Below are 13,798 nucleotides of genomic sequence, written 5' to 3' on the forward strand. Positions count from 1 at the left end.
ATCGTCTCTTGCCGGAGAAATCCCTCCCAGTCTGCCAGCTCACCTCTTCTTTTCCGGGCGTCGCGGGTGTTGCACTTACTTTGTTAACCTGCGATGCCTAACAATTCGTTCAAGCCGAACCCACTTCGTGAGTCGGCTTAATCAGGCGTTAAATCCAGCGGGCTTCGCCCGCTGCAACTCCACTTGCCAATGGCTCAATAGGCTCCCTCGCTGTATATCAGCTCATAGCTATGGCTGTAGATCTCTACGATGTTTCCGAATGGATCTTCCATATAAATCATGCGGTAGGGCTTCTTACCCGGATAGTAGTAGCGCGGTTTCTCCATGCGCCGTTTACCACCAGCGGCCACGATACGCTCGGCGAGTTCTTCAACGTTGGGGTCTTGCACGCAGAAGTGGAAGACGCCGGTTTTCCAGTATTCAAAGTTGTCTGCCGGTTTTTTTTGATTTTTGAACTGGAACAGCTCCACACCAATCCGGTCACCGGTGGATAGATGGGCGATTCGGAAGCTTCCCCACCCTGCTCCGAAGACATCCGTGCACATCTCTCCGATTGCGCTGTCGTCCTCTTCGATCTCGGTTGGTTCCATGATCAGATACCAGCCCATTACCTCTGTGTAGAACTGGACGGCCCGCTTAAGGTCTGGTACGGAAATGCCGATGTGTGAGAAATTTCTTGGGTAAACGTTGCTCATTGCGTGTCCTCCTCTCGTAACATTGAGAATAGGTTACAGAGCACCTATAATTAGGTAAAATTATCATTTGTCATTAGGATGATTACATACTGTAATGATAAACACTACCTGGTTACGCAGCTTTTGTACCCTCGTTGAAATTGGTCATTTCACCCGAACGGCCGAGCGCCTGCATATGACGCAGTCGGGGGTGAGTCAGCATGTGCGCAAGTTAGAAGAGCAACTCGGCACCGAGTTGCTTGTAAGGGAGGGTAAGAAATTCTCGCTCTCGGATGCAGGCGAAAGGCTGTACGCCGAAGCGCAGGATATTCTATTGGCGTTGTCGAATCTGGAGCAAAAAATCGGAGAAGATCCTCCTTATGAAGGAGTGGTGCGGGTGATGTCTCCGGGGAGCGTTGGACTCAAGCTATACTCACATTTATTGGCGTTGCAGAGCAGGCACCCAAAACTCATTATCGATTATCGCTTTGCACCCAATTCCGATGTAGAGAGCGCAATCGCGGAATCCACCATGGATATCGGATTTATGACGTCGAAATCCGCCCTGCCGGACGTCAGTTGCACTCCTGTTGCGGAAGAGTCGCTATTGTTGGTGACGCCTTCGATGGTTGAAGACCCGGATTGGAAAACCTTGATGGCTCTAGGCTTTATTGATCACCCTGACGGAAGTTATCACGCCAACCTGTTGCTTGGCGCCAACTATCCTGAGTTCCAGCACAGCAACCTGTTTCCTAAAAAGGGATTCTCAAACCAGATCGGATTGATTTTGGAGCCGGTCAGTATGGGGATGGGTTTTACAGTGCTACCGGCCTTTGCGGTTGAGGCGTTTAACAAGCCCGAGCAAATCAAAATTCATTGGCTCTCCAATCCGGTAAGTGAGACGCTATACCTTTGCTGCCGGCGCCACAGGGCACTGCAGAAGAGAATGGAAACCGTCATTGTGGAAGCCAGGCGATGGCTCTGAATTCGGTCGAGATTTAACAAAGCACTTCAGCGGACAAGCCGATGAATTCGGTGTTAGGTCCCAATAGAAACATCATGCGTGGCAGTGAATGTCGCAACGATTGCTTGATGCGCTTCACCACAGTTTTCGGTTCTGCAACTCGTGACTCTTCCCGCTCCGCCGTTGTCAGCGGACACGCCCGGAGGCCTGCGCAACTGGGTTCTCGCTCGGCCATATCAAGGCAACCGTCTCAGTTCGCGCAGTGCAGCTCATCCGGCACAGGTGCCATCTAGTACGCTGCTCCCAGCATGGTCTTTCGCAACTGACTTTTCTCGGCTACGGTTGCAACCTAACTGGTCGTTCAAGCCGAGCCCGCGAAGCCCCATTTCCACGCAGAGTCGTAGCTCGGTTTCCACCAGCATCCGGTCTACGCGTTGCGGGCCGGCTTAACTACGGTGTTAGCCCTCAGAGAAAATTCCAAGATGTTTGACCATCTGCCCTACAACCTGCAGCGTCTCCGCCTCCGATCATTACGGCAAGACGATCTCAGCGCTTTCCACGCTTACCGCTGTGACGCTGAGGTTGCCAGGCTTCAGGGTTGGTCGCCCATGACAGCCGCAGACGCTTCGGGCTTTCTGGAGAGTCAAGTCCAGCACGCTTGTCTGGTTCCTGGCGCGTGGCATCAGTTAGGTATCGCTTCCGTAGAAAATGACTTGTTGATCGGTGATGCGGGCATATGGCTTTCGCCGGACTGCGCACAGGCCGAATTCGGCCTTAGCATCACCCCGGCTGCGCAAGGTAACGGTTACGGCACTGAGTGTGCTCGTGGGCTGATCGGTTTACTGTTTTCAGCAACCCCTGTTGCAGAAATTGTTGCTAGTACCGATGCCCGCAATGCAGCGTGCCTGACCATTTTGGCGCGCTCTGGCATGCGTCAGATCGATACTCGGCAAGTTGATTACAAGGGCGAAATCTGCACAGAACAGGTGTTCTCAGTTGGTAGGACTGAGAGCTAAGAACTCATTCAAGCCGAAGCCGCTTCGCGGCTCGGCTTGATTCAGGCGCTAGACCTGCCCGTCACTGGCGGCGACCACATGCTCAAGACCTCAACTGGTCGTCGCATTGGAGAGGCAATAGTTGACTACCTCTCTTGGGCTACTTCCCGGCCATCAGGTCGCAAGTTCAGGGCTGACTAACATGCTGGCACGCAGGACTAGCAGTTCATTCGATCCGAACCCGCTACGCGGGTCGGTTTAACTCAGGCGTTAGCCATTTCTGCAACATACGAAGCGTGAAACGGGGCCGTGAAACGGGGTCAGGTTCACTTATCGTGAGAAGAAAGTGCATCACCCCGTTTTTGGGTAGTTGCCATTCTCAGGGGCGTCGCGTGTTCGATATTGCTGCGCCAGCCAATCGATGAAGACGCGCAGGCGGGGCGAAAGCTGACGTGTGTGGGAATAGAGCGCATGCACCGGCAGGAGCGGCGGCGGGTAGTCCGCCAGCAATTCGACAAGCGTACCCTTGGCAAGCTCGGAAACCACACCGTAGCGCGGCACCTGAACGATGCCGAGGCCGGCACAGGCCGACGCACGGTTGGTGTCCGGTCCGGTGACCGTAAGAACACTGGGCAACATCAATTCCTGAACCTTGCCCGCAACGGTGAATGCGAGCGGCCTGATGGACGATGAGTCAGGGGCCAGCAGACCCATCATTCTATGGCCGTTGGTGAGATCATCGAGCGTGCGCGGCGTTCCGAAGCGAGCGAGATAATCCGGACTGGCGAAGGTGCCGCGCTTTAACTCGGCTAGCTTGCGGTAATAGAGCGAAGAATCCGTCAGCGCGCCGGCGCGCACGATGCAGTCGTAGCCTTCTCGTACCATGTCGAGCGGCTGGTGAATTTCGCTTAGATGCAAGTGGATGTCGGGATAGCGCGCAAGGAAGTCCGGCAGGCCGGGCAGCAGGAAATAGCGCGCCTGCGTACCGTGAACATCGACGCGCAGCAGGCCCGAGGGCTTGGCTCCACTGAAACCCGCTTCTGCATCCTCCAGGTCGGCAATCAGGCGAACGCACCGCTGGTAATAGGCTTCCCCGTCCAGCGTGGGCCTTACAACGCGCGTCGTTCTTTCAAGCAGGCGTACACCCAGCCGCCGTTCCAGGTGCTTGACGGCATCGGTTGCGGTCGAGCGCGGCACTCCCAGATCGTCGGCCGCCAATGTGAAGCTGCGCCGCTCGGCGACACGGGTGAAGATGCGCATGGCATCGAAGCGGTCCATATTATTTGTTCGCTACTTTCGGATAGTGATGCCAGATTACAGGGGATTATCCGAGACTTTGAAAAGCACAGACTCTCCTTTGTCAGCAACACACCACAAAGGAGAACTCGAATGACTACGAACACCAACAAGGTCGCAATCGTCACCGGAGCCTCGCGTGGCATCGGTGCAGCGATTGCCCAACGCCTCGCCAAGGACGGCTTCACGGTCGTCGTGAACTACGCTGGCAATGCCGGCGAGGCCGAGCAACTGGCAGGCAAGATCGAGGCTGCCGGCGGCAAGGCCCTCACCGCGCAAGCCGATGTCAGCGATGCGGCGGCGGTGGCGCGTCTGTTCGACAAGACCGAAGCGGCTTTCGGCGGTATCGACGTTCTGGTCAACAACGCCGGCATCATGCGCCTGGCGACGATTGCCGATGGCGACGACACCCTCATCGACAGCCAGATTGCTGTCAATCTCAAGGGGAGCATCTACACCCTGCGCGAGGCCGCACGGCGTCTGCGCGATGGTGGCCGGATCGTCAATTTATCGACCAGCGTCGTCGGGCTCAAGCTCGAAACCTATGGCGTCTATGTCGCCACCAAGGCCGCGGTCGAAGGGTTGACTGGCGTCCTCGCCAAGGAACTGCGCGGCCGCAACATCACCGTCAATGCCGTTGCGCCCGGACCGACTGCGACAGCGCTCTTCCTCGACGGCAAGTCGCCGGAACTGATCGAGCGCATGTCGAAGATGAATCCGCTCGAACGGCTCGGTACGCCCGAGGACATTGCGGCGGCCGTCGCCTTTCTCGCCGGACCCGATGGCGCCTGGATCAACGGTCAGGTGCTGCGCGCCAATGGCGGCATGGTCTGACCCCCATCCCCTCAATCACGCGCCCAAGAGCGCGATTAATTGAAAGGAACACTGTCATGTCCAAGAAGATCATTCTCATCACCGGCGCTTCCAGCGGCTTCGGCCGCCTGACGGCGGAAGCGCTCGCCCGTGCCGGCCACACCGTCTATGCCTCGATGCGCGACATCGCCGGGCGCAACGCGAAGAACGCGACCGAACTGGCGGAATTGTCGGCGCGCGAAGGCGTGGACCTTCGCTCCGTCGAACTCGATGTGCAGTCGGAGCCCTCGAGCAATGCAGCCGTCGAGGAGGTCATCGCTGGAAGCGGACGGATCGACGTGCTCATCCACAATGCCGGCCATATGGTGTTCGGCCCGGCCGAAGCCTTCACGCCGGAGCAATATGCCCAGCAATATGACGTGAACGTGCTCGGCACGCAGCGGGTGAACCGCGCTGCGCTGCCGCACATGCGCGCCGCCAAACAGGGCCTGGTGGTCTGGGTATCAAGCAGCAGCGTGACCGGCGGCACGCCGCCCTACCTGGCACCCTACTTCGCGGCGAAGGCGGGAATGGATGCGTTGGCGATTCAATATGCCCGAGAGTTGTCCCGCTGGGGCATTGAAACCACGATCATCGTGCCGGGGGCTTTCACCAAGGGCACCAATCACTTTGTCCATTCGGGCCGGCCGGCCGACGAGCAGCGCGTGGCGGAATACGAGGCTGGTCCATACAAGAGCTTTGCCGAGGAGCTGCAGCCCAAGCTGGCAGCGACCGTGCCGGACGATGCCGATCCTGAAGGTGTGTCGCGTGCGATCGTCGATGTTGTCGATACGCCCTTCGGCGAACGCCCCTTCCGCGTTCATTACGACCCGGCCCAGGACGGTGCGAACGTCGCCTTCGCGGTGATGGACCGCGTCAAAGCTGAAATGCTTCACCGCATCGGCCTTGCCGATTTGCTCAAGCCGGCGAAGCTGGCCGGAGGTCTTTGAATCATGCAGCAGGTTGTCGATACAGTCGTTGTAGGTGCGGGCATTGCCGGATTGAGTGCTGCGCTTTTCCTCGGGCGCGCGGGGCGCTCGATGATTGTCTACGACGGTGGCCCGCAGAGGATCTTCGCCGTGGACGAGGTGCGCGAATTTCTGGGCTTCGACAGAATGACGCCTGCCGAGTTGCTGAAGCGCGCCCGCGACGAGGTGCTCCGCTACGGCGTCAATATTCGCACGGAGCTCGTTCAGGCGATCGTGCCACGAGAAGATGGTCTGTTCGATGTGCGGAGCCAAACCGACGTTGTTACTGCGCGGAGCATCGTGCTTGCGACCGGCCTCACCGACGAGCTTCCGCCGCTGTCGGGTCTGCCTCAAGCGTGGGGACGCGACGTTCGGGTCTGTCCGTGCTTCGATGGATATGAGGTTCGCAATCAGCGTTTCGTCGTGTTCGGCGTACCGGACCGCCTTGCGCAGATGGCGTCATGGGTCTGGATGTGGTCATCCGATGTAACGGTTGTCACCAAACACATCTTCAGCCAAGCGGACGCGGAGCGTCTCAGACTTCTGGACATCAAGATCACGCAAGATGTGGTGACGGGGCTTGTTCATCGAGGCGAACGGCTTGCTGGGCTGTCAACCGAAAGTGGCGGGGAAATACCTTGCGATGCCGCTTGGGTGGCGGCAAACCTCCGCGCTGCCTCGAATCTCGCGGCGTCGATATGTGACGTCGACGATGCTGGCTTCGCGAAAACCGACAGCGCAGGACGCACAACCCGACCAGGGATTTTTGCGATCGGAAATGCCAACGATCCAGTGGCGCATCTCGCCCACGCCGCCGCGGCTGGCACGACGGTCGGCCCCATCGTGACGATGTATCTGCTGGGATCCCGACTGGCTGAAAGACGAGCTGCGTTGGAGTTAACTTTATGAAAACATTTGCCAACAAAGTTGTTCTCGTTACCGGCGGCACCTCTGGCATTGGCCGGGCCACCGCCCTTGCCTTTGCTCAAGAAGGGGCCAACGTTGTCGTTGTCGTTGTCGGGCGGCGGGAAAGTGAGGGCGCCGAATCGGTTGCCCTCATCGAGCAAGCAGGCGGCAAAGGATTGTTTGTGCGGGCCGATGTTTCGGCCGAAGAAGACGTTGCCTCAATGGTTGCGCAGACCGTTGAGGCGTTCGGTGGCTTGAATTTCGCTTTCAACAATGCGGGTGTTTTTCTCGAATCCAGCCCCATCACCGAGGTGACGACTGAGACCATCGACCGCATCCTGGCCGTCAACGTGCGCGGCGTCGCGCTTTGCATGAAGCACGAAGTTCCCGCAATTATACAAAGTGGCGGTGGCGCCATCGTCAATACCGCCTCGTTTCTGGGTATCAGACCTTTTCCAAGCACAGCGGTATACAACGCGAGCAAGTTTGCAGTGATCGGGCTGACCAAATCGGTGGCAGTGGAGTTCGCAACGCAAGGGGTACGAGTCAATGTGGTGTGTCCAGGCGTGATCGACACACCCATGAACGAGGAGACACGAGCGGAAGAAAGCGGCCGTGACTTTCTCAATGGACTGCAGCCGATGAAGCGCACTGGTCGCCCCGAAGAGATCGCTGGGGCGGTCCTTTACCTGTGCTCGCCGAGCGCAGCGTTTACTACAGGCACGACCCTTAGCGTGGATGGAGGAATCGCGGTTTGAGCGGGCTGCTTCTTGAGGACGGGCGCGTCGAGCAGATCACCGGCTTCGGCGGTTTGATCGTCGTGGCAGTGGATGACCTCGACCGTGAGCGGAGCATTTTGTCGCCCGCGGGACTGCATCTGGTCCCGCGCTTTGGGGAATCGTTGTTTGTCTCGGCGACCGAGTACGGTCGGGAGGACATCCTGCGCATCTCCCACTATGCGGGGTTGTCCGAGGCGGGCTGGGCACAAGAGGTGTGAAAGTCGGGACCAGCCGCGCACCCGGCCCTTGGCAAACGCCGGCCGGTCCGACGCCGCTTCGCGTTGGTTCTATCAGGGCGCAGGCCACTTGTTCGTCCCTGCGCCCTAAGGAGGATCCACGATGCGAATTGCCAAGCAGGACATACCCGTCAGGATTGATGTGCCCGGGGCCGTCGCCCGTCAGAAGACGGAGTTCGGCAGCGCCGCCGACTGCGGCACGATCAGCGGGGAGTACTTTTCACTCGGCGCAGGCACCGATATCGCGCCGCTGCTGCAGGGGCTGGAAAACGATCTTTGCCAATCCCCGCATTGGGGTTACCTGCTGCAAGGTGCGCTCACTGTCACCTACGCGGACGGGGACAGCGAGGCGGTCAATGGCGGTGACTTGTTCTATTGGCCACCCGGGCACACGGTCAAGGTCGGCCAGGATGCCGAGGTCGTTCTCTTCAGCCCGCAGCACGAGCACAGCAAAGTGATCGATCACATGCTCGGAAAGATGGCCGGTTAACGGCAGCGGGCTGGAAAACGCCATCCATTTGCCGGACCCTTGTCGCATCGTCCGACGAGGAGCATCCGATGGATTATCCGATCGAAGGCGGCTGCACCTGCGGCCAGGTCCGTTACCGCATCCTCACCCGGCCGCTGGTGGTGCATTGCTGCCATTGCCGTTGGTGCCAGCGCGAGAGCGGCGCGTCGTTCGCACTCAACGCGATGATCGAGTCGGACCGGGTGGAGAGCCTCGGCGTGGCACCGGAGCTGGTGGATACACCGTCGGCCAGCGGTCGCGGGCAGCAGGTGATGCGCTGCCCAACGTGCAAGGTGGCGTTGTGGAGCCATTACAGCGGTAGCGGCCCGCTGACCCGATTCGTGCGGGTCGGCACGCTCGACAACCCCGACGTATTGCCGCCGGATGTGCACGTCTGCACGGCGTCGAAGCAGCCGTGAGTGGTGCTGCCCGATGGGGCGAAGGCGTTCGAGGACTTCTACGACCGCGACGCCGAATGGCGCGAGGACAGCCTGGCGCGGCTGGAAGTGCTGCGCCCGCGTATCGAGGCGTACCGCGCGTCGTTGCCTCCGCTTGGACGCTGACGTCGGTCGGCGTACTGCATATGCCGATCCGCACGGTGCCGGTTGGGACGTTCGATCCCGTGACACCGCATGGCACCGTTCCAGCACGGAAAGCCTGGAGAACAGCATGATCAAGATTGCGATGGCCACCATCACTTTCGTGGCTGCCACGGCAGCAGGTAATGTCGCGGCGAAAGACACGCAGCCCGTCATCGAGACCGGCGACGTCACCCGCTTCTACGAAATCTACGACGCCGCCGATGGGCACCCCACGGCCGAGACATTGCAACACGACTATCTGGACCCAGGTTCGGAAGGCCTGCACCAGCTCGCGCGGCTGCGCCGGGTTACCGGCGAGTCGATCGCCGCCGCCATTGCCAAACGGCCGGAGATCTATGTCGAGGCGCGCGATTGTGCCGATGTCCTGCCGCAGGTGCGTGAAAGACTGGCGGTCGCGATGGGCAAGCTCACCGATCTCTATCCCGAGGCGCGCTTTCCGCCGATCACGATCGCGGTGGGTCGCGGCAAGCCGGTCGGGGTTGGCTCGCGTGATACCGGCGTGCAGATCGGCCTTGAGGCGCTGTGCGCGACCGACTTCATCAACCCCGATATCGAGGACCGGCTCGTGGGTGTCGCCGCGCACGAGTTCGCGCATGTCCAGCAGTCGGCCTCGTTCTCCGGGGAGGACGCCACCGTCCTGGCCGAGTCGCTGCAGGAAGGCGCGGCCGAGTTCATCGCGGAACTGACGACTGGTGCCGTCGCCTACGCCTATATGGACGGATTGGTCGCCGGCCGTGAAATGGAGATCGAGACAGCGTTCGCCGCCGACATGGACAAGACCGATCTATCGGAATGGATTTACAACAGCACGCCCGAGAAGCCCGCGGATCTCGGTTACTGGGTCGGCTATCGCATCACCAAGGCGTATTACCAGCAGGCTGACGACAAGCAGCAGGCGCTTCGCGACATTTTCGGGATGACCGACCCGGAGGCGTTCCTGGCCCGTAGCGGTTGGCGGCCGGGTATCGCCCTGGATTAGATTGGGCGCGGTTCCACAAAAATGGAGGCACGTGCAATGGCCAAGACGACTTCCGACATTCGCTTCAAGGCAAAGCTCCACCACCCTGCCGAACCCGGAAAAGGCGCCGCGTGGACGTTCCTGGTCCTGCCCACCGAGAAGCAACCCGAGCCCACCGTCCCGGCCGATCTGCGCAAGGCGCTGGCTGCCGCTCCCGACGCCAAGGCGGTGTGGAGCCGATGAAACGGGGTCAGGTTCACCTATCGTGAGAAGAAGTGAACCTGACCCCGTTTTTGCTCGCGGGTGCGCCATCGGGTCGATGATGGCCGCCAAATTGCCGATGATGCCAGTGTTGCGGCACCTCGGGAGCCGCGCACAAGCTTCCGGGTCTGCCTTCACGGCATGATGCCTACAATCGGTATCCCCCGTGCAGGAGAGTCCGCCATGTCCCTCGCCATCTCCACGGTTCCCGTGCCCGTCAACGAGCCGGTCCGCGCCTACGCCCCCGGATCCCCCGAACGCGCCAGCCTGCAGGCGACGCTGGCGCGGATGTCGGGCGAGACCATCGAGATGCCGCTGGTCATCGACGGCAAGGACGTGCGCACCGGCAAGCTCGGCCAGGCGGTGATGCCGCATCGCCACGCGCATGTGCTCGGCGACTTCCACCAAGGCGGCGCGACAGAGGTGCAGACGGCGATCACCGCCGCGCTGCGTGCGCAGAAGGACTGGGCCAACCTGCCGTGGGAAGCCCGCGCATCGGTGTTCATGAAAGCCGCCGATCTTCTGGAAGGTCCGTATCGCGACGTGATGAATGCCGCGACCATGCTCGGCCAGAGCAAGACCTGCCACCAGGCCGAGATCGACAGCGCCTGCGAGTTGATCGACTTCCTGCGCTTCAACGTCGCGTTCTACGAACAACTGTTGCGCGAGCAGCCGCAAAGTTCGCCCGGCATGTGGAACCGGCTGGAGCATCGGCCGCTGGAAGGCTTCGTGTTCGCGGTCTCGCCGTTCAACTTCACCGCCATCGCCGGCAACCTGCCGACCGCGCCGGCGCTGTGCGGCAACACGGTGCTGTGGAAACCGGCCAGCACTGCCGTCTACAGCGCGCACTTTTTGATGCAGGTGCTCAAAGAAGCCGGCCTGCCCGACGGTGTGATCAATCTGCTCTCTGGCAGTGGCGCGGACATCGGCGATCCCGCGCTGAAGAACAAACACCTTGCCGGCATCCATTTCACCGGCTCGACCAAGGTGTTCCACCAGATGTGGCGCACGGTCGGCAACAACATCGACCAGTACGCGAGCTACCCGCGCCTGGTCGGCGAAACCGGCGGCAAGGACTTCATCATCGCCCACGCCAGCGCCGACCCGGTCGCGCTGGCCACGGCCATCGTGCGCGGCGCGTTCGAATACCAGGGCCAGAAATGTTCCGCCGCCAGCCGCGTCTATGTGCCGAGCAACCTTTGGCCGCAACTCAAGAACCTGCTGGTGGAACAAGTCGAGAGTATCGCGATGGGCGACGTGGCCGACTTCAGTAATTTCATGGGCGCGGTGATCGACGCGGCGAGTTTCAAGACCCAGAAGGCCGCGATCGACGAGGCGAAGGCATCAGGTGACGCGGAAATACTGGTCGGTGGCGACTACGACGATGCAGACGGTTATTTCGTGCGCCCGACCATCATCGTCACCAGCAACCCGGACTACCGCACGCTGCGCGACGAGCTGTTCGGGCCGGTACTGACTGTGTACGTGTACGACGAAAACAAGTGGCTCGACACGCTCGACCTGGTCGACTGCACCAGCCCCTACGCACTGACCGGCGCGATCTTCGCCCAGGACCGCTACGCCATCGAGCAAGGCCTGGAACGCCTGCGCAACGCCGCCGGCAACTTCTATATCAACGACAAACCCACCGGGGCCGTGATCGGCCAGCAACCCTTCGGCGGCGCCCGCGCATCAGGCACCAACGACAAGGCCGGCTCGATCCTCAACCTGATGCGCTGGATCAGCCCGCGCACGATCAAGGAGACGTTCGTGCCGGCGACGGATTACCGGTATCCGTTTATGGGATGAAACGTTCAAACCGAACTCAGATGAAACGGGGTCAGGTTGAGGTGGCCCGGTTTTGGTTTCATTTCGCAGACCGAGAACGACTGCTCTTTCCAGATCAACATCGATAGTTATAGTGCGCGTTATTCAAGCGTTAGTCAGGGGATATAACATGCGATTTCTTTTAGGAATTCTGCTCGCAACGACTATGTGCATTTCTGGTTGCGTATCCATTCCGCTTTCAACCATGATGAGCCTGTCGAGCATGTCTCCGCGCTCATTGGCGCAAGTCGATCCGGCACAACTTCGGGTCAGGCTCTCGGTGCCTCAAGGCTTCGAAGTCGACGTAGCGAAAACCCATCTCAATTTCTCGATTAAAAATCCATCCGTTGCCCAATCAAGCGAAATGGGTGTGAACGCCTTGAGTGTCACAAAGGAAACACGTCCCGGTGGGTTTTTGAGTTCGGATCTTCCGATCACGATATATCTGTTCGCACTCACCCCTGAAGGCAAAGCCGAGTTACGATCACTGCAACAAACCCTGCAGCAGGTCGAGCACGGAACCTTCAATGCCGGTTTTAAGACACACTTTGCCAAACGTCCGCCGGGGGCCGAAAGAATCACCTTCTGGGTAGACCTCAAACTTTCCGCTTCCGAGCCCTTCATGCCGTTGCTGGATGGAGCCGAAGTGGAATTTAAAGACTCATAGTCAGGTAGCCGAGGGGGTTCAACATGTTCATTGCGGCTTTCATCTGGGAACCCGGCGTCTATGACGCAGAGTTCCATCGCCTCAACGCCATGATGGAAGAGCTGGCTCAATCCATGCCGGGCTACCTTGGTGTTGAGTCATGACAGTCGGATGAGCCCTGGGAGGCATCCTGTGCAACATCGTGAGGCGGCTCCAATCATTCGCTGGGGCATGATCGGATGCGGCGCGGTGGCCGAAGTGAAGAGTGGCCCGGCGTTCTACGGTACTGCGGGCTCTGCCCTGACGGCCGTAGCGTCGAGAAGCTTCCTGTCGGCCCAGGACTACGCAAGACGCCATGGCGTCCCATTCGTTTATGAGAACGTAGATGACTTGATTTCGGCTAAAGAGGTGGATGCCGTCTATGTGGCCACTCCGCCTGCGAGCCACAAGGAGTTGGCACTGAAAGTTGCGCGCGCAGGGAAACCTTGTTGCGTTGAAAAGCCGATGGCGCTCGATCACGAAGAATGCCTGAGTATGGTTGATGCTTTCGCAGCGCGGGGGCTACCGCTATTCGTTTCCTACTATCGCCGTTCGTTGCCACGTTTCACGGAACTGAAGTCATGGTTATCGCAGGATCTAATCGGCCAAGTTCGAGAGGTACACTGGCATCTTGTAAAGCAGCCCTCCCCACGAGACCTGAGCGGGGAACCGAATTGGAGGACAGATCCTCTGGCAGCGCCGGGGGGATATTTTTCTGATCTTGCCAGCCACGGCATCGACTTGTTTCATTTCCTGCTGGGAGACATTGACGCCGCGTCTGGTATCGCAGTTAATCAGCAAGGCCTGTATCGAACTGAGGACGCGGTGAGTGCATGTTGGAGGTTCGCGAATGGGGCGCTTGGGAGTGGCAGCTGGATTTTCGGCGGTGCCAGCAGGAAAGATGAAGTTAAGATTATCGGAGAGAGGGGCACGATAAGATTTTCCGTGTTTGATGAGATGCCCCTGGAACTGCATGTCGATGGATCGGATAGATCAGTATTCATTGAAAACCCTTTACACATTCAGACTTTTCATGTCGAAAACATGATCAAACACTTACAGACCGGCTCTCCGCACCCATCTTTGGGTGTGGAGGCTGCGAAAACCAACTGGGTCATGACTGAGATTCTTGCTGGCGCACCTAACAAGGCGTAGGCGACAAGCCTCACCACAGGAGGGCCGCCCGCAGGGGCGGCCTTCTTCGTTCCGGGACGCAGTAGCACGCAACACGCACTTGGCAACGCCGCCGATTTGCCCGACGCTTCGGTGCAATCAGGGAGCCCGACC

The 13,798-nt window shown here is 59.5% G+C and carries 17 protein-coding genes; 15 read left to right on the forward strand and 2 right to left on the reverse strand.

What is annotated here, in order from left to right:
* Window positions 1-194: 194 nt before the first annotated feature.
* Window positions 195-695, reverse strand: a complete 501-nt coding sequence (locus tag ACW7G6_RS09680; RefSeq protein ID WP_456978785.1) for a lactoylglutathione lyase family protein — start codon at window positions 693-695, stop codon at window positions 195-197.
* Between the two features lie 94 nt (window positions 696-789).
* Between ACW7G6_RS09680 and ACW7G6_RS09685 the strand changes: the two genes are divergently transcribed.
* Both ACW7G6_RS09685 and ACW7G6_RS09690 read left to right on the forward strand, forming a co-directional pair.
* Window positions 790-1,659, forward strand: a complete 870-nt coding sequence (locus ACW7G6_RS09685; RefSeq protein ID WP_456978784.1) for a LysR family transcriptional regulator — start codon at window positions 790-792, stop codon at window positions 1,657-1,659.
* 461 nt (window positions 1,660-2,120) lie between these two features.
* Window positions 2,121-2,654 carry a GNAT family N-acetyltransferase gene (locus ACW7G6_RS09690; protein ID WP_456978783.1) on the forward strand — a complete coding sequence of 178 codons (534 nt, stop codon included), beginning with the start codon at window positions 2,121-2,123 and terminating at the stop codon, window positions 2,652-2,654.
* Between the two features lie 330 nt (window positions 2,655-2,984).
* Here ACW7G6_RS09690 and ACW7G6_RS09695 read toward each other — a convergent pair whose 3' ends face one another.
* Window positions 2,985-3,911: a LysR family transcriptional regulator gene (locus ACW7G6_RS09695; RefSeq protein ID WP_456978782.1), complete on the reverse strand. Its 927-nt coding sequence runs from the start codon at window positions 3,909-3,911 to the stop codon at window positions 2,985-2,987.
* Window positions 3,912-4,022: 111 nt separating this feature from the next.
* Here ACW7G6_RS09695 and ACW7G6_RS09700 point away from each other — a divergent pair, with 111 nt between their 5' ends.
* The 13 genes from ACW7G6_RS09700 to ACW7G6_RS09760 all read left to right on the forward strand — a co-directional run bounded on the left by ACW7G6_RS09700 (window position 4,023) and on the right by ACW7G6_RS09760 (window position 13,666).
* A complete protein-coding gene (locus ACW7G6_RS09700) occupies window positions 4,023-4,763 on the forward strand; it encodes an SDR family oxidoreductase (protein WP_456978780.1) in 741 nt (246 codons plus the stop codon).
* Window positions 4,764-4,819: 56 nt separating this feature from the next.
* A complete protein-coding gene (locus tag ACW7G6_RS09705) occupies window positions 4,820-5,731 on the forward strand; it encodes an SDR family oxidoreductase (RefSeq protein ID WP_456978779.1) in 912 nt (303 codons plus the stop codon).
* A 3-nt stretch (window positions 5,732-5,734) separates the two neighbouring features.
* Complete coding sequence (locus ACW7G6_RS09710; protein WP_456978778.1) at window positions 5,735-6,658, forward strand: NAD(P)/FAD-dependent oxidoreductase; 924 nt, start codon at window positions 5,735-5,737, stop codon at window positions 6,656-6,658.
* Window positions 6,655-7,413, forward strand: coding sequence for a glucose 1-dehydrogenase (locus ACW7G6_RS09715; protein ID WP_456998164.1), 759 nt, complete (start codon window positions 6,655-6,657; stop codon window positions 7,411-7,413). Before ACW7G6_RS09710 ends, ACW7G6_RS09715 begins: the two co-directional genes overlap by 4 nt.
* Window positions 7,410-7,652, forward strand: a complete 243-nt coding sequence (locus ACW7G6_RS09720; protein WP_456978776.1) for a hypothetical protein — start codon at window positions 7,410-7,412, stop codon at window positions 7,650-7,652. Before ACW7G6_RS09715 ends, ACW7G6_RS09720 begins: the two co-directional genes overlap by 4 nt.
* A gap of 121 nt (window positions 7,653-7,773) precedes the next feature.
* Window positions 7,774-8,160 (forward strand): hypothetical protein, encoded by a 387-nt coding sequence (locus ACW7G6_RS09725; protein ID WP_456998165.1) that lies wholly within the window; start codon window positions 7,774-7,776, stop codon window positions 8,158-8,160.
* A gap of 68 nt (window positions 8,161-8,228) precedes the next feature.
* Entirely contained in the window at window positions 8,229-8,597 is a 369-nt protein-coding gene (locus tag ACW7G6_RS09730; RefSeq protein ID WP_456978774.1) for a GFA family protein, read from the forward strand.
* Window positions 8,598-8,741: a hypothetical protein gene (locus ACW7G6_RS09735; protein ID WP_456978773.1), complete on the forward strand. Its 144-nt coding sequence runs from the start codon at window positions 8,598-8,600 to the stop codon at window positions 8,739-8,741.
* Between the two features lie 106 nt (window positions 8,742-8,847).
* On the forward strand, window positions 8,848-9,759 hold the full coding sequence (locus ACW7G6_RS09740; protein WP_456978771.1) for a DUF2268 domain-containing putative Zn-dependent protease: 912 nt from the start codon (window positions 8,848-8,850) through the stop codon (window positions 9,757-9,759).
* Window positions 9,760-9,795: 36 nt separating this feature from the next.
* A complete protein-coding gene (locus ACW7G6_RS09745; RefSeq protein WP_456978770.1) occupies window positions 9,796-9,981 on the forward strand; it encodes a hypothetical protein in 186 nt (61 codons plus the stop codon).
* A gap of 201 nt (window positions 9,982-10,182) precedes the next feature.
* Complete coding sequence (pruA, locus tag ACW7G6_RS09750) at window positions 10,183-11,808, forward strand: L-glutamate gamma-semialdehyde dehydrogenase (RefSeq protein WP_456998166.1); 1,626 nt, start codon at window positions 10,183-10,185, stop codon at window positions 11,806-11,808.
* A 148-nt stretch (window positions 11,809-11,956) separates the two neighbouring features.
* A complete protein-coding gene (locus ACW7G6_RS09755; protein ID WP_456998167.1) occupies window positions 11,957-12,493 on the forward strand; it encodes a hypothetical protein in 537 nt (178 codons plus the stop codon).
* A gap of 210 nt (window positions 12,494-12,703) precedes the next feature.
* Window positions 12,704-13,666, forward strand: a complete 963-nt coding sequence (locus ACW7G6_RS09760) for a Gfo/Idh/MocA family protein (protein ID WP_456998278.1) — start codon at window positions 12,704-12,706, stop codon at window positions 13,664-13,666.
* Window positions 13,667-13,798: the final 132 nt, after the last annotated feature.

This window comes from Lysobacter sp. A421 (genome assembly GCF_054052145.1).